15 protein-coding genes and 1 pseudogene are annotated in these 15,639 nt (G+C 66.7%); 4 read left to right on the top strand and 12 right to left on the bottom strand.

The window, feature by feature from the left end; all coding sequences use genetic code 11:
- Nucleotides 1-186, top strand: a 186-nt coding sequence (locus tag GXW78_RS20480; RefSeq protein ID WP_211870758.1) for a hypothetical protein, incomplete at its 5' end; no start/stop codon positions are given.
- Nucleotides 187-564: 378 nt separating this feature from the next.
- Here GXW78_RS20480 and GXW78_RS20475 read toward each other — a convergent pair.
- The 6 genes and pseudogenes from GXW78_RS20475 to GXW78_RS20450 form a co-directional block, all read right to left on the bottom strand.
- Nucleotides 565-1,305, bottom strand: a complete 741-nt coding sequence (locus GXW78_RS20475; protein WP_211870757.1) for a hypothetical protein — start codon at nt 1,303-1,305, stop codon at nt 565-567.
- Between the two features lie 572 nt (nt 1,306-1,877).
- A complete protein-coding gene (locus GXW78_RS20470; RefSeq protein ID WP_211870756.1) occupies nt 1,878-2,861 on the bottom strand; it encodes a Bug family tripartite tricarboxylate transporter substrate binding protein in 984 nt (327 codons plus the stop codon).
- On the bottom strand, nt 2,858-3,454 hold the full coding sequence (locus tag GXW78_RS28075) for an amidohydrolase family protein (protein WP_408904203.1): 597 nt from the start codon (nt 3,452-3,454) through the stop codon (nt 2,858-2,860). The genes GXW78_RS20470 and GXW78_RS28075 overlap by 4 nt, the downstream gene beginning before the upstream one ends.
- Nucleotides 3,455-3,486: 32 nt before the next feature.
- Nucleotides 3,487-3,774: pseudogene (locus GXW78_RS28660) on the bottom strand (amidohydrolase family protein); the annotation flags it as partial.
- Complete coding sequence (locus GXW78_RS20455; protein ID WP_211870753.1) at nt 3,771-4,919, bottom strand: mandelate racemase/muconate lactonizing enzyme family protein; 1,149 nt, start codon at nt 4,917-4,919, stop codon at nt 3,771-3,773. The pseudogene GXW78_RS28660 and the gene GXW78_RS20455, both read right to left, overlap by 4 nt.
- A gap of 5 nt (nt 4,920-4,924) precedes the next feature.
- Nucleotides 4,925-6,379 (bottom strand): CoA transferase, encoded by a 1,455-nt coding sequence (locus GXW78_RS20450; RefSeq protein WP_211870752.1) that lies wholly within the window; start codon nt 6,377-6,379, stop codon nt 4,925-4,927.
- 106 nt (nt 6,380-6,485) lie between these two features.
- Here GXW78_RS20450 and GXW78_RS20445 point away from each other — a divergent pair, with 106 nt between their 5' ends.
- Nucleotides 6,486-7,373 carry a LysR family transcriptional regulator gene (locus GXW78_RS20445; RefSeq protein WP_211870751.1) on the top strand — a complete coding sequence of 296 codons (888 nt, stop codon included), beginning with the start codon at nt 6,486-6,488 and terminating at the stop codon, nt 7,371-7,373.
- 366 nt (nt 7,374-7,739) lie between these two features.
- Nucleotides 7,740-8,531, top strand: a complete 792-nt coding sequence (locus GXW78_RS20440; RefSeq protein WP_211870750.1) for an enoyl-CoA hydratase/isomerase family protein — start codon at nt 7,740-7,742, stop codon at nt 8,529-8,531.
- 71 nt (nt 8,532-8,602) lie between these two features.
- Here the strand turns inward: GXW78_RS20440 and GXW78_RS20435 are convergent, their stop codons facing one another.
- Nucleotides 8,603-9,586, bottom strand: coding sequence for a Bug family tripartite tricarboxylate transporter substrate binding protein (locus tag GXW78_RS20435; RefSeq protein ID WP_211870749.1), 984 nt, complete (start codon nt 9,584-9,586; stop codon nt 8,603-8,605).
- A gap of 162 nt (nt 9,587-9,748) precedes the next feature.
- Here GXW78_RS20435 and GXW78_RS20430 point away from each other — a divergent pair, with 162 nt between their 5' ends.
- Nucleotides 9,749-10,702 carry a LysR substrate-binding domain-containing protein gene (locus GXW78_RS20430; RefSeq protein ID WP_211870748.1) on the top strand — a complete coding sequence of 318 codons (954 nt, stop codon included), beginning with the start codon at nt 9,749-9,751 and terminating at the stop codon, nt 10,700-10,702.
- A gap of 34 nt (nt 10,703-10,736) precedes the next feature.
- Here the strand turns inward: GXW78_RS20430 and GXW78_RS20425 are convergent, their stop codons facing one another.
- From GXW78_RS20425 to GXW78_RS20405, 5 genes are read right to left on the bottom strand one after another with little or no spacing between them, the layout of a single operon-like run.
- Nucleotides 10,737-11,621, bottom strand: a complete 885-nt coding sequence (locus GXW78_RS20425) for an MBL fold metallo-hydrolase (RefSeq protein WP_211870747.1) — start codon at nt 11,619-11,621, stop codon at nt 10,737-10,739.
- Between the two features lie 44 nt (nt 11,622-11,665).
- Nucleotides 11,666-12,757 carry a Bug family tripartite tricarboxylate transporter substrate binding protein gene (locus tag GXW78_RS20420; protein WP_211870746.1) on the bottom strand — a complete coding sequence of 364 codons (1,092 nt, stop codon included), beginning with the start codon at nt 12,755-12,757 and terminating at the stop codon, nt 11,666-11,668.
- Nucleotides 12,688-13,458 carry an SDR family NAD(P)-dependent oxidoreductase gene (locus tag GXW78_RS20415; protein ID WP_211870745.1) on the bottom strand — a complete coding sequence of 257 codons (771 nt, stop codon included), beginning with the start codon at nt 13,456-13,458 and terminating at the stop codon, nt 12,688-12,690. Before GXW78_RS20415 ends, GXW78_RS20420 begins: the two co-directional genes overlap by 70 nt.
- A gap of 42 nt (nt 13,459-13,500) precedes the next feature.
- Nucleotides 13,501-14,721 carry a CaiB/BaiF CoA transferase family protein gene (locus tag GXW78_RS20410; RefSeq protein WP_211870744.1) on the bottom strand — a complete coding sequence of 407 codons (1,221 nt, stop codon included), beginning with the start codon at nt 14,719-14,721 and terminating at the stop codon, nt 13,501-13,503.
- A 43-nt stretch (nt 14,722-14,764) separates the two neighbouring features.
- Nucleotides 14,765-15,556, bottom strand: coding sequence for an enoyl-CoA hydratase-related protein (locus GXW78_RS20405; protein ID WP_211870743.1), 792 nt, complete (start codon nt 15,554-15,556; stop codon nt 14,765-14,767).
- Nucleotides 15,557-15,639 lie beyond the last annotated feature (83 nt).

Genomic DNA, 15,639 nt, shown 5'->3' with positions numbered 1-15,639 from the left:
ACACCCGTCATTCTCGACGACGCCCTGGTCTACTCAGACGATGACCGCATCGAGAAAATGTTCGACGCGCTCCATCGGCAAGCGACGGATCAACAGATCATCGTATTCTCCTGCCGACAACGTGCGTTCCAGAGACTGGGAGGGCGCAGCCTTCAGATGTCCGACTGGCGCCCACGATCGTCGTAAAAAAGGGGCCTAAACGGATACTCCGGCGTCTGGGAAGTGGCTGCTGCGCACTTCTCGGTAGCCTGCCGGATCGAACGGGATGGCGCGACGCGTCTCGACGCATGCTGTCGCAAATCTGATCGACGCAGATACATGAGCGTCTGCAAAACCTCTATGCGCAGCGCATGTGTCACCGGCGGCGAGAACAATCAGGCCGCCAAACAAGTATAGATGTTCAATTGAGGCAAATCGGAAACCGGAGCTGGCCGTCCTCCTGGCCCCCTGGAAGTCGGAGGCTAGGTCCGCTTTCAGGGAAGCCGCAAAGCTCTCTGTATGACTAATGTGGGCGCCAATCTGCCGTTGCGGATGCTGTCCGCCGACGCCAGGTTGCGGCACTACCTAACGGAAACCCCGCGTGCCCGGCATCTTCACTCGCCGCGATCCGGGCTCCGGCCGCTTCACCTCGTCGGCTCGGCCGAGCATCCGCTCCGCCCACATGCCGTCCTCCTGGCCGTCGATGGTGCCGAGCTGGTCCAGCAAGTCCGACCGATCGATAAGCCGCGATGCGATGAGATGCACGATCGGCACCTCAGCGTGCTTGTCCTCACGCTCGATGCGGCCTTCCACCAGCATGAGGCGTGAGGTCAGCAGAGCCGTCCGGTCCCGCGCCGAGACATGCGCATAGACCACCACGTTGGCCACGCCGAACTCGTCCTCGATCGTCACGAACACCACGCCCTTCGCCGTCATCGGCTGCTGTCGCATGAGCGTCAGCCCCGGCACGCGCACCCGCCGACCCTGCGCGAAGCGGGCGAGCGTTCGGCTGTCGTCGCACCGCAGCTGCGCCAGGACCGGCCGCAGCAGCGCCAGAGGATGGCTGCGCAACGTCAGCCCGGTGGTGCCATAGTCCCGCGCGATTTCCTCACCCTCTGGCATCGCCGGTAGCTGCGGCTCCGCCTCGGGTATCAGCGGCCGGTTGTCGGCCTCGACCGCCGCGCCGAACAGCGGCAGGTCCGTCGGCAGGCGTACGTCCACCGCCGCCGCCTGCCACCCGGCCTGACGACGATCGAGGCTAAGGCCGGCGAAGGCGTCCGCGCCGGCCAGCGCTTCGATTGCGCGCCGATCCAGGCCGGCACGCATTGCCGCTTCAGCACCCGCCAGAGCCTCGACGGCACGGTGATCCAGCCCCCGCCGGCAGCGCCGCACGCGGCGAGCGCGCAGGATGCCAAGGCGGAAGTCTGGTGGGATGCGCTGTTGGTGGCCTGGCGGGCGATCGCAGGGCGCGCTGCGACCGCGGACGATCGCGCACGTATGGCTTCAAAGTAGTGCTCGATTTCGAGGAGAACGCTTGGGAGATCGCGTCCGGGTGGTTGGACGGGGGAGAGGAGCTGATACGCTTTGAGAGCCTTACAGAGGACGAGAAGCGAATGATCCTCGCGGCTGAAGGGCTTTAATGTGCTCGATCGGAGCGAGGAGCCAGCCGCCAGCGTCGGAATGGAAGACTGCTAGGTCATACGATCATGTGCTGCCGCATGCCGCTGCGACGTCTCGGCAGATAAGCGCCCGATACCGTCCTTCGGCCATACCGGGAAGGTGCGGCAAGCGGACAGTGCGATCGACCAACTTCGCTCTGAGGGGGGTTGGCCGGATGGCGCACCATCCGGCCCGGCGCCGCCGCAAGGGGCCAACGCGCTTGAACGGGCGACCTGATGTCAGTCGACCCGCATGCCCGCCTCTCTAACCACCGGAGCCCACATCGCGATCTGCTGCCGAATGAAGGTCGCTGCGAAGTCTGGCGACGTGTTCTCGGGCAGGATCAGATTCAGCTCGGCATAGCGGGCGCGCAACGCCGGCACCTCCATCGCCTGGCCGACCCAGCCGGCGAGGCGATTGACGATCGGCATGGGCATGCCCTTGGGCCCGGCCAGAACGTTCCACGAATCCACGACGAAACCGGGCACCAGGCTGCCGATGGTCGGCGCATCGACGCCGGGCATCGGCTGGCGCGATGACACGCCAAGGATGCGCGCCCGGCCGGACTGCGCGTGCGGCACCGCCGTCGCCACATTGTCGACGATCAGGTCGATGCGCCCGCCCAGCAGATCCGCCCAGGCGCCGCTGCTGCCGCGATACGGGACGTGGATCATCTTCACACCAGCCCGCTGGCGCAGCAGCTCGCCCGCCGCATGGCCGCTGAGCCCGTTGCCGGCGCTGCCGAAGGTCAGCTCGCGCGCGGAGGGGCCGGTGTTGCGCAGCAGGTCGGCGAGCGTGCGGATCGGCGAATCCGCATTCACCGCGACCACGACCGGCTGCAGGTTCAGCTGCGAGATCATCGTGAAGTCGTTGACCGGATCGAACGGCAGGTTCGGATACAGCGTGGGATTCACGCCATGCGTCGCGATGGTGATGACGCCGATCGTGTAGCCGTCGGGCGGCGAGTCCGCGAGCGCCTTGACGCCGATGTTGCCGCCGGCGCCGGGCCGGTTCTCGATGACGAATTGCGGCCCGCCCGGCAGCCCGGACATCGTCGCCGTGACGAGCCGGCTGACGATGTCGGATCCGCCCCCGGGCGTGTAGGGCACGATGTACTTGATCGGCCGCGACGGCCAGGCGGCATCCTGGGCGCGCGCGGCGAAGGGCGTCGCGGTCAGCATGGCGGCGCCGGCCAGCAGGCGGCGGCGGTCGATGCGGATCATGGTTCGTTTCCTGTCATGGTTCGTGATTGATCGGCCACCGGCGCCACGGGCGCGAAGCCGTAGAGAGCGATGGGATTGTCCACCAGCACGCGATGCAACGTCGCGCTGGAGGGCGCCCAGTCCGCAAGGAGGTCGAGCAGCCGCGCATCGTCCGGCAACGGCTTCTCGCCGGCGGTCGCCGCCGGGTGCGGCCAGTCGGTGCCCCAGACGACGCGTTCCGGCGCGGCGGTCAGCCAGGCCCGGGTCAGCGCGCCCGTATCCGCGTAGTCCGGCGCACCTGCGACGCTGTCGTGATACGCCCCGGAGACCTTCACCCAGCACCGACCGGCATCGACCAGCCCCCTCAGGACTGACCACGCCGGATGGGCCGTGGCATCAGGCTGCGGGAAGCGGCCCAGATGGTCGATGACCAACGGCACGGGCAGCGCGGCAAGCGACGACGCCAGATCTGCGATCGTGCCTGCCGGCGCATGGATCTGCACATGCCAGCCGAGCGGTTCGATCCGCCGGGCCAGTGCCTCCAGCAGTTGCGGCGTCGCACCGGCCGGCCGCGCGAGGTTGAAGCGGATGCCACGAACGCCAGCTGTCTGCATCTCCTGCAAGGATCGTTGCTGACTGCCTCGTCGATCACCGCGACACCACGCGCCGCGTCGCCAAGCTGCCGCAGCGCGTCCACGAGGCAGCCATTGTCGGTGCCGTAGGTCGATGGCTGCACGACGACGCTGCGCGACATTCCGAGATGATCGCGAAGGCTCCGGTACATCGCCGCGGTCGCGGCGTCCGGCCGCAGCACGGCGCGCGCATCCGGCGCGAAGCGGTCGTCGTAGATGTGATGGTGGCAGTCCGCGGCCCCTGGCGGCGCGCGGAACGCGGGCGCCGCTTCACCGGCGGTGAACGGGATGCGCGCCGTCATGTCGCGATCGACCAGCTCTCGACGATCCAGGGCGCCAGCTGCTCGGCGCGCAGGTCGAAGCCCGCCCCGGGACCCTCAGGCAACCGCACCATCCCCTCGGCATCGAGCGGCACCTCGCCGAGCAGCGTCAGCAGCGGATTGCCCGACACGTCGCACTCCACGAAGGGATAGGGCATGACGGCGCCGCCGCGCCGTGCGGGCGTCAGCGCCGCCGCCTGCAGCGAGGCATGGAAGTTCACCAGCGTGCCGAAGACATGCGGCATGACCGGCAGGTCCCAGGCGGCACACAACGCCGCAACGCGCGCATAGCCGGAGTAGCCGCCGCAGACGGACAGATCCGGCTGCACGACCGAGACGGCGCCGGTCTCGAGAAGCTCGCGGAACGCGGCCAGGCTGCCCAGCGCCTCGCCACCCGCAATGCCGATCGGCGACGTCTGCGCGACCATGCGATAGCCAGGAAGGTCCTCAGGGACGGCCGGCTCCTCGATCCACAACAACCCGGCCGGCGCCATCAGCTGCGCCGAGGCCAGACCCGCGCGCGCGGTGACGCCGCGGTTGAAGTCCACCATCAGCGCCACGTCCGGCCCGACCTGACGCCGAAGCGCCTCGGCCATCGCGCCATCCACCGCGGGCCCGGCGCCGGCGCGCGGCTTGATGGCGCGGAAGCCGCGCTGCAGATACGCATCGATGTCACGCGGGAAGCCCGCATAGGGATCCGGCCCCTCCAGCATGAAAGGGCCGCTCGCATAAGCCGGCACGCGGTTGCGCAGCGCGCCGCCGCGCAGGGCCGCGACGCTGATGCCCTGCTGCCGCGCCGCGACGTCGTGCAACGCCATGTCGATGGCCGAGATCGCCATCATCGACACGCCGCGCTGGTCATAGCCACGCAGGGTAAGCAGTGCCTCGAAGATGCGGCCGTGCTCAGCCGCGGGCTGGCCGAGCACCTGGCGCGCAAGGCCGTGGCGGATCAGCGCGGCCGCGGCCCATGGCGATGCCCCGACCTCGCCCCAGCCGATCGTGCCGTCATCGGCCTCGATCTCCAGCAGCAGGAACTCACGCCGACGGATGAAGCCCGCCGCATTGCCGAGCGGCGTCGCCGGCGCGAAGCCCACATGGTGGCCGCGAATGGCCGTGATCTGACTCATGGCGGTCAGGCGGCGAGCCATTCCGGCGCGTCGCCGCCGAAAGCGGGTGTCGGGCGCGCCCAATGCGGGGACGTCTCCGACATGCGCAGCACGGGACCGATGGTCTTCAGCCGCCCGTAGGACGTGTCGGATGTGACGTGCATGGCATCGATCTGCGCGCGCGTCAGGCGATCCGGCGCGTTCTCGAATCCCGCGACGGTGCCCTGCCGCAGGAGGAACATGCCTGACTGGCACAGCGAAACGTTGACATGGTAGCTGCCGCCCTCTCGCATCCGACGCCCCAGCGCGAGCAGCGCGCCGTAGCCGGCGAGATAGCCGGTCAGGTAGTCGCACACCGGCGCGAAGACGAGCTGCGGCGTTCCATCGCCGATCGCCTTGCCATGCACATGCGCGATGCCGGTGACGACCTGCGCCACCTGTTCCCAGCCGCTGCGGCCGGCGAAGGGACCACCCGAGCCGAAGCAGGAGATGGTCATGTAGATGCGGCCGGGCTTCTCCGCCGCGATCTCCGGCCCCAGCCCGTTGGCGGAGAGCCTGCCAGGGCGGTAGCCGCCGATGACGATGTCCGCCTCGCGCGCCAGCTGCTGCGCCCGCGCGGCCTGCGACGCATCGCGCAGGTCGAGGAAGCAGCTTCGCTTGCCGTGGCTGGTGTCGCGCACATGCTCGGGCGTCTGCGGCAGGTGCCCGGCGCCTACCATGAGCACTTCCGCACCGTGCTCGGCCAGGGTGCGGCCACCGATCGGGCCGGCGAGGATGCGCGTGAAGTCGAGCACGCGCACACCCGAGGCCGGCCGATCGCCGGCGCGCAGCGGCACCGGCGGGCCTTCGGCGACCTTCGTGATCTCGACCACCGGGCGCGCGGCGAGATAGCGGCCCTGCGGATGCGCGAGCCATTCCTCGGGGCTGCGGACGCGGCCGCCGCAGCCATTCGCGGCGGCGATCGCTTCCTCCAGCGCATCGGCGTCCCAGCGGCCGACGGCCTCCTTCACGGCGGGCGGCGTGAATTCGGCGCCCAGCACGCCGAGCACGCGGTCCTTCAGATGCGGCAGGTTGAGATGCGGCAGGACCCAGGAACCATCCTTGGTCGGCCAGGGCTGGGTGGCGGCGATCATGTCCTTCATCCCCTGCGGGATGGGGATGTGCTCGAAGCTGCCGTCGGGCTTCTGGCCCTCGGTGTAGTCGACGGTGCGAATCGTCGCGGCGGCCTGTGTGGCGTCCACGGAGACCTGTTGGCGGCGGCCCGTGCGCGCCTCCCACAGGTCGTTCGAGGCGACGCCGATGGCGCCCAGCACGGCCGCCGCAGCTTCGCCGACGCGCAGCGGCGTGCGGTAGAATGGGTCGTGGCCGGTGATGCCGACCTCCGCAGCGGCCGCGTCGCCGAGGCCGCGGACCCCCATCAATTCGGCGAAGGCGCTGGCCGCGCCGGGTGCCACGGAGGCACTGCGTTCGGATACGGACATGGCTTCCTCCACCGCTGGCCCTTGGATGGCCGCGTCGAGGGCGATTTGCCCAGGCTTCGCTCATGCACTCAAATACGAATTCCGACAGAGATCATGGTTTGAAGTTATGATCCTTAGCCTTCGGGAAATGGACGTGTTCCGCCAGGTGATGGAACGGGGCAGCGTCACCGGCGCGGCGGAGGCGTTGCGCATATCCCAGCCTGCCGTCAGCAAGATGCTGCAGCAGGCGGAGGACCGGCTCGGCTTCAAGCTCTTCGTGCGGGTGAAGAAGCGCCTGCTGCCGACCACCGAGGCGCATTCTCTGTTTCCCGAGGCGCTCAACGCCTTCGCCGCGATCGACGTCGTGCAGCGGATGGCGAGCGACCTTCGGGCGGGTCGCTCGGGGCTCCTGCGGCTGGCGGTGACGCCGACGCTGGCTCACAGCATCCTGCCCGCCGCCATCAGCGCCTTTCGCGCCGAACGGCCGGACGTCACCGTCAACATGCGCATCATGACGATGCTGGAGGCTGCGTCCCTGGTCGCGGATCATCGCGTCGATATCGGCATGGTGATCGGCCATATCGGCGATGCGCGCGTGCTGGTGCGCGAGCTGTGGATGCTCTCGCTCGGCTGCGTGCTGCCACACGGCCATCCGCTGTGCGCGCGGGAGGCATTGACGCCCGCCGACCTTGCGGGCGAGCCGATCATCGTCGTGGCGCGGCACCTGCCGGCCGGTCAACTCGTCGCCCGCGCCTTCGAGGACGCGAATGCCGAGTTGCATGTGGCCGTAGAGGTCAATCAGTCCTCGGTCGCCTGCGCACTGGCGCATGGCGGCGTCGGGGTCACGGTGCTGGACGGCTTCGCGGTCATGGCGGCGCGCGAGCAGGGGATGGAGACGCGGCCCTTCCTGCCATTCGTGCCATTGCCTGCACGGATTCTGACCTCGCGCCAGCGGCCTTTGCCGAACCTGGCCGCCAGCTTTGTTCAGGGGCTCTTGACCATCAATCCGGAATGAGAGGGTCGGCGGACAGCGGGTGGTGAAGCTGAAGCAGTCGACCGTGCTGAAGCGCACCTCCAGGCGCGAGGCGACCTACCTCGGCTCATTGCGATCTTCGGGTCCGTCGGCACGCCCGCGGACATTCTCGGCCGACTGGAGAATGCGGTACGGCAGAGTGTCGCAGCTGCGACGACGGCCGGGCGTCTGCGAGATGCCGGAACGGATCCCGTCGGATCGACCGCGGCGGCGTTGAAGACATTGTGGGATGCTCAGCTATCGTTCGGCAAAGCGTCTTCCGCTGCTTCCAACCGAACGTAGCAAGCGTCAGACTTTGACCCCAACGGATGGGAAGCCCGAGCCCGTCGGACGCAAGTGGAGCCCCGCATGGACATTTCACGCTACCAAGCCATTCGCATTGAACGGGATGGGCGCCTGCTGAAGCTGGTGCTCGACAATCCGCCGATGAACAGTTGGAGCGAGCAGCTCCACCGCGAGCTGTCCACGGTATTTTACGATGCGCAGTTGGACACGGAGTCGGACGTCCTACTTCTCACCGGCCAGGGAGATGTGTTCTCCGCCGGCGGCGACATTCCGCTCATGCAGCGGCGGATCGATGATCCGCATCTGATGGTCAGGAAGAATCTGGAGGTGAAGCGGATCGTCTTCAGCCTCCTGGAACTTGAGAAGCCGCTGATTTGCAGGATCAATGGCGATGCGATCGGCGCTGGCGCTACCCTTGCCCTCCTGTCGGACATCACCATCGCCGTGGACACCGCCCGGATCGGCGATCCCCATGTGCGGATGGGCTACTCCACGGGCGATGGTTCCGCCACGATCTGGCCGCAGCTGATCGGCTACATGCGTGCGAAGGAGTATCTCCTCACCGGAAAACTGATGTCCGCGCCTGACGCCGAGCGATTTGGCCTCATCAACTACGCCGTGCCGGCCGATCAGCTCGACGAGAAGGTGTCCGAGTTTCTTTCATCGTTCCTCAACGGCGCGACGAAGGCGATCCGATGGTCGAAGACGTCCATCAACATCCCGCTTCGGGCACTCGCACACTCGATGCTCGATGCCGCGCTGGCGTATCAGACAATGACCAACGATAGCGCGGATCACCAGGAAGCCGTGCGCGCATTCGCCGAAAAGCGGCGCCCTCGTTTCACCGGGCAGTAGGCGCGCCGCCAGGTCGCGGCGCGCGGATCACGGAGCCTGTCGAAGGCGCCCAGATACCACGGGCTCGGGGATCACTCGGCGGTGATGCCCCGTTCCCGGATGAGTGTCGCCCACTTCTCCGTCTCCGCTCGGATCAGGTCACCGAACTGCACCGGCGAAAGCGGGGGTGCATCCGCGCCTTCCTGGGCGAGCAGTGCCATCACATCGGGCTCCCGATTAGCCCGGATGATCGCGGCGTTCAGCCGCTCGACAATCTCCGGTGCCGTCCTCGTCGGCACGACAACGCCGATCCACGAACTCGCTTCGTACTCCGGCAGCCCGGCCTCGGCGATGGACGGCACGTCGGGCGCCGCCGCGATACGATTGCGACTTGTCACGCCGAGGGCACGGAGCCGTCCTTCGCGGACCGGCGGCAGCGCCACGATCGTGCTCGTGAAAAGCACCTGGACACGTCCCGCCAGCATGTCCGCGATCGCCGGTGCGGTGCCGCGGTATGGCACGTGTTCCATGGTCACGCCGGCCTGGGCGCAGAAGAGTTCCGCCGTCAGGTGATGCGAGCTGCCATGGCCGGTCGATGCGTAGTTGAGGCCGCCCGGCCGTTGCCGCGCCAGCGCAATGAGGTCGGCCACCGAGCGAACCGGAAGGTCGGCCGGCACGACCAGCATGAAGGGGCTCGTCGCGAGGAGTGCGACGGGCGCGAAGTCGCGCTGGAAATTGAAGGGCAGCGTGCGGACCAGGCTCGGATTGATCGTGTGCGTCGTCGATACCTGGAGGATCGTGTAGCCGTCGGGATCCGCCTTGGCCGCCGCTTCCGTCCCGATGATGGCACCGGCACCCGGCCGGTTCTCGACGGTGAAGGGCTGCCGGAGGTACTCGGCCAGTTTCCTGCCCACGAGGCGCGACACCGTATCGCCGTAGCCGCCGGGACCATACGGAACGAGGAATCGGACCGGACGGTTCGGATAGGTGTCCGCGCGCGCTGGACCTGCCGACCAGCCGATGATGGGCGACAGGGCCATTCCCATGGCGACGCGGCGCCCAAGCACAGGTTGCATAACTCGTTTCCTCGAAAGCTGCTTTTGTCAGATTTGACGATTGCGCGGCACTTAGGGCGGTGCAAAGTCCCGCTCTTCATGCGTTATAACCGGCTGGAATAGTGACGACGGCCCGACGGGCCGGGACCGACCGGGCACGCGAGGGAGGGAACACCGCCAGAAATGACGCTGCAGCAACTACGCTATATCTGCGAGGTCGTTCAAAGAGGGCTCAGCATCTCTGCCGCTGCAGCCGCCATGAATACATCGCAGCCAGGAATCAGCAAACAAATCGGCCTTCTCGAAGACGAGCTCGGCATTCTGATATTCGAACGGAGCCGAAACAGGATTTCGGGCGTTACGGCACTCGGCAAGCAGATCATCGCCTTGGCGCAGGATATTGTCAGCCAGGCGGGGCAGATCCGAGCCATCGCAACGGACCTTTCGATCGAAAGCCGCGGCAACCTAGTGATCGCGACATCCCATACGCAGGCGCGATACGTCCTGCCGGAGATCCTCAAGCGCTTCACGCACCGCTATCCGAATGTGCGCGTCACGCTGCGACACGGCGATCCCGACAGCATTTCGGCCTTGCTGCTGGCGGGCGACGCGGATGTCGGGATCACGACCGACACGGAGCGGCACGTGCGCGGTCTCATCACCCTGCCGTGCCTTCGCTTCGACCGCGTGCTCATCGTGCCACCGGACCATCCATCGCTGTCCATCCAGCCCATGACGGTGGAAACCATCGCCACCTTTCCCCTGATCAGCTACGAGCAGACATTTACGGGTCGCAAGCTCGTTCAACGCTCGTTCGATCGTGCGGCTGTTTCGCCAACGATTGCCCTGGCGGCCAGCGACGCGGACGTCATCAAGCGCTGCGTTGAACTCGGTCTCGGCATCGCCATCGTCTCGTCCGTGACCTTCGATCCCGGCCGGGACACGGGCCTGCGCGCCATTCCGGTCGGCCACCTGTTCGAACCGGCCATCACGGGCGTTTCGCTGCGACGGCAAAGGCGCTTGCGCTCGTATGAGTACGACTTCATCGGCATGTGCGCCGATCGCTGGACCAGGGCGGAAATCGACCGCGCTCTCGACAGCCCTGATGCGCTTCCTTCCCAGTCGGTCGAAGGGTAAACGGACCCTTCCGGACGACGGCGAGGACATTTTTTCAGCGAAGCGGCACCCATCGAAAGCTGCCTTGGACCTCCTCGATGCGTCCTACGGTCGGATCGGGGAAGTGCACCGGCAGGACCCTGGTGCCGCTGCCGGCGGTGCGAGCGAAGAAGCGACGCCGGCTCGCTGCCGCCTGCTGCGGGTCCCAGCAAACCGGCGTCGACCAGTCGGGCTCCATCACTTGCAGTGCATGGTGCATCAGATCGCCGGTGATCACGGCGTGTTCGCCGCCGCTGCGGATGTGCAGGCAGCAGTGGCATGGCGAATGACCCGGCGTCGCCTCGATGGTCAGGCGGTCGTCCAGCATGAAGTCGTCGTCGACCAGCATCGCCTGGCCTGCCTCGACCACCGGCTCGCAATTGAAGCGGAAGATGCGTCCGCCGCCACCATGGTGCTTCTCGCCGGCCCGTGTCGCAGCTTCCCATGCCGCGTACTCCCGACGATGAAAGATGTATCTGGCGCGGGGAAACGTGGGAACCCAGCGACCGTCCTTCAGAACGGTGTTCCAACCGGTGTGATCGATGTGGAGATGCGTGCAGAAGACATAGTCGATGTCGTCGAAGGAAAGTCCCTCTCGCCGCAGCCCGTCGCGCCAGGGTTGCCGTGAGAAGTCCATGGGCGGCTTGTAGCCCTTGTCCTCACCCGTGCAGGTATCCACCAGGATCGTGTGATGCGGCGTCCGCACGACGAAGGTCTGGTAGGTCAGGACCAACCTGCCGGTCGCTGGATCGTAGGATTCCGGCGGAACCTCGGCGAGCCGTCGAGCCAGCAGCTCCGGCTCCGCGGCTGCGCCGGGAAAGATCACCTCGGGTCGTTGCCAGGGACCATCGCGTTCGATGATGCTGGAGATGGTGACATCGCCGATGGTCAGCCTGCGCATGCGGTCAGATCTCCGGGCATCATCGTTTCCGTCACGCGTGACCGCTATTCTGGCCTGACGCCCGCGTCGTGGAGGAGCTTCGCCCATCGTTCGGATTCAAGGCGGAAGAAGTCCGGCAGGCGGTCCGCCGGTACGCTGAACGGTTCTCCGCCTTGCGCGCGCAGCCGCTCGATGAACGTCGCCTTCGAGGCCGCGGCCGCCAGCGCGGCGCGGAGGCGGCGGATGATGGGCTCAGGCGTCCGCACCGGCGCGAACAGCGCGAACCAGAACTGAAGATCGAAGCCACGAACGCCTGCCTGATCCATTGTCGGCACGTTCGGCAACACCGCCAGCCGTTCCGGCCATGCGACCGCCAGCGCGCGCACGGCACCGCCACGGACCTGCGCTGCCGAGGTGGTCACGTTGTCGAACATGAAGTCCACATCACCGGCCAGCAACGCCGCGAGGGCCGGTGCGCTCCCGGCGTAGGGCACTTGCAGGGCCTCGAATCCACCGATCTGCTGGAGCAGCACGCTGAGCAGGTGCGGCGACGATCCGGGGCCATAGGACGCGTAGGTCAATGAGCCCGGCCTGCTGCGCGCCCGCTGCACCAGCTCTGCAACCGTCGTCAGGGTCGAGCTGCGCGCGTTGACGACAAGGACATTCGGAACGACGGCAAGAGTGCCGAGGCTGACGAAGTCCTCCAACGGCCGGTAGGTGATCGACCGCTGGATCAGCGGATTGAGCGTGTAGTTCTGCACATGGCCGCTGAAGATCGTGTAGCCGTCCGGCTCCGCCCTGGCAGCGAAAGCGGCGCCGATCGCGCCGCCCGCGCCTGGCCTGTTCTCGACGATGACCGGAACATTCAGCTCGTCCCGCAGGCCGTCGGCGGCCAGTCGCGTAATCAGATCCCCGGGACCACCGGCCGGATATCCGACCACGAGCCGAATGGGGCGCGACGGCCAGGACTCCTGGGCAAGAGCCCCGGAACCCAGCCCGACCGAAAGCGCCGACGCGATCGCCGCGCGTCGTCCAATCATGTTCATTTTTTCCTCCGCAGATCGTTCTTGCTGCCCGTCGCTTCCGGCTAGCGCCAGCCGCCACCGCCGCTGACGTAGACGGTGTCGGCCGTCATGAACTCGCACGCATCCGAGCACAGGAAGAGCACGAGCTCGCCGATCTCATCGGCCCGACCGAAGCGCTTCATCGGAACGTCGAGAAGGGACTTCTCGATGCTCTCGGGGGGCGTGTTGGCTGCCGCTTGGAAGCCGGTGTCGATCGGGCCCGGCGATACCGACAGGCAACGAATTCTCTTCGCTGCGAATTCCCGCGCGACGCCGAGAGTCATGGTCAGAACGGCCGCCTTCGCCGCCGCATAGTGCACATAGGCACCCGGACTCCCACGCTTGTGTGCCATGCTGGCGACGTTGACGATCACGCCGCTCCCCTGCGCCAGCATGTGCGGCAGCACGGCCTGCATGCAGTAGAAGGTACCCTTCACGTTGAGGTCGAAGGTACGATCGAAGAGGTCGTCGTCGATCTCCAGGAACGTCGCGCGATTCAGCGCCGAGCCGGCGGAGTTGAACTGGAAGTCGACGCGGCCGAAGGCGTCGACGCTTTGCTTGACGGCGCGATCCACCTGCTCGCGCGATACGACATCGGTCTCCAGAGCGAGCGAGCGCACGCCAAGGCGTTCGACCTCAGCCGCGGTGCGCTCCGCGCCGGCGAGGTCCCGGTCGGTGCAAACCACATTCGCGCCGTCTCGGCCGAACAGGAGCGCCGTGGCCCTGCCGATACCGGATGCGGCACCCGTGATGAACGCGGTCTTCCCTTTGAAGTAGTCAGGTGTCCTCGGCATGCGGCGATCCTCTCCCGGCAGCAGGCGTCTGTTGGATGGGCCTCAGATGACACCGGCGCGACGGAGGTCGGCGATCTCCTCCGCGGGCATTCCGAGAAGGGTCGAGAGGATATCCCCCGTATGCTCGCCGAGGCTCGGAGGAGGCCGATCATAGGAAGGCGGCGTCACGCTCAGCCTGGCCGGGTTGGACAGCACGGGCATCGTGCCGGCGCGGGGATGCGGGATGGTCTTGAGGACGTCGCGTTCCTTGATCTGCGGGTCGTCGAAAACCTGCTTGAGATCGTTGATCGGGCCGCAGGGCACGCCGACCGCGCTCAGCCGATCCACCCAGTGCTTTACCGGCTGCGTCCGCAGGATCGATGCGACCAGCGGGACGAGCTCGGCACGGTTCGCCACGCGGACGACGTTCGTGGCGTAGAGCGGATCATCCGGAAGATTCGGCCTGCCCATGATCTCGCAAAGCTTGCGGAACTGGCCATCATTGCCGACAGCCAGGACGAACTTGCCATCCGATCCGTCGAAGACTTGGTAGGGGACGATGCTCGGATGCGCAGTGCCCATGCGCTTCGGGATGACGCCGGAAACCAGGTAGTTCATGTTGATGTGAGAGATCGCGGCGACCTGGACGTCGAGCAGCGACATGTCGATATGCTGCCCTTCGCCCGTCCGCTGGCGATGGAACAGCGCGGCGGCAACGGCGAAGCTGGAATAGATGCCGGTAATGACGTCGCAGATCGCGACGCCCACCTTGGCGGGGCCGCCGCCAGGCAGGTCGTCGCTCTGGCCCGTCAGGCTCATCAGGCCGCTCATTGCCTGAAAGATGTAGTCATAGCCGGGCTGCTCGCGGTAAGGGCCGGTCTGCCCAAAGCCCGTGATGGAGCAGTAGATGAGGCTCGGGTTGATCTGCCGAAGGCTCTCATAGTCGAGGCCGTAGCGCGCCAGCGTACCGACGCGATAATTCTCGACGAGAACGTCGGTCTCCGCCACGAGCCGGCGAATGATCTGCTGTCCCTCGGAGCGGGACAGGTCCACCGTGATCGACCTCTTTCCCCGGTTTACGGTCGAGAAGTAGGCGGAGTCCTCGGTGGTGCCGCCGTCCTTGGCGGCGAGGAATGGCGGGAAGGTCCGGGACTCGTCGCCATGTCCCGGTCGCTCGACCTTGATCACGTCGGCGCCAAGATCCGCCAGGTTCTGAGCCAGGAACGGGCCGGCCAACACGCGGCTCATATCGAGCACGCGCACACCATCAAAAGCCTTGGGCATGGGATCCCTCTCGTGGGAGACGTTACGCTGCGCGGTCGGTGGGTCAGGCCTTGTTGAACACAGGCTTCCGCTTTTCGCGGAACGCGTTGACCGCTTCCTGATGATCGGCGCCGATGTTGGTCAAAGCCTCATAGGCCAGCGAGGCATCCAACATGGAGTGGGCCAACTGCCGGAGCGCGATGTTGATCGACGTCTTGGTCCACCGTATCGCCTTGGTCGCGCCGCGCTCGAGACGGCCCGCGATCTCCTGGACCTTGGCATCGAGTTCCCCGGCCGGCACGGCGAAGTTGATCAGTCCGATCCGCTCCGCCTCGGTGGCGGTGAGCGGATCACCGAGGAGAAGGTACTGCTTCGCGCGTGCATATCCGACGAGCTGCGGCCAGATGATGGCGCCGCCATCGCCCGCGACGTACCCGACCTTGACGTGCGGATCGGCGATCCTTGCCGTGTCTACGGCGATGATGATGTCGCACAGCAGCGCCAGCGTCGCGCCGAGGCCGAAGCAGTCGCCGTTCATGCGGCATACCACGGGCTTTTCCAGCTCAATCAGCCCGTAGATGATGCGCTTCATCTCCACGTTCTTCTGATTGAACAGCTCGGGGTTGTCGATGCGGCGCTGCATGTTCGGGATGTCGCCGCCGGCGGAAAAGACGTCACCGCTGCCGGTCAGAACGACCACGTCGCTGTCGTGATCGACCTGCACATCGTGGAAGATCCGCGAAAGCTCGTGATGCAGTTCCATCTGCACCGTGTTCATGGGCGGATTGTTCAGCGTGAGCGTCAGGATCCGGCCTTGCCGTTCCGCTTTGATGAATCGGTAGCTGCTGTAGTCCATGCGACTCACGTCCCGCCCTTGTTCGGCGCGGATGTGAAAATCATCACCGGACCGTGCGCTATGGCGCTGTCGCTTCAGCCCAT

The sequence above is a fragment of the Neoroseomonas terrae genome (genome assembly GCF_018129025.1).
GTDB lineage: Bacteria > Pseudomonadota > Alphaproteobacteria > Acetobacterales > Acetobacteraceae > Neoroseomonas > Neoroseomonas terrae.
This window is presented reverse-complemented; position numbering and strand designations above follow the sequence as displayed.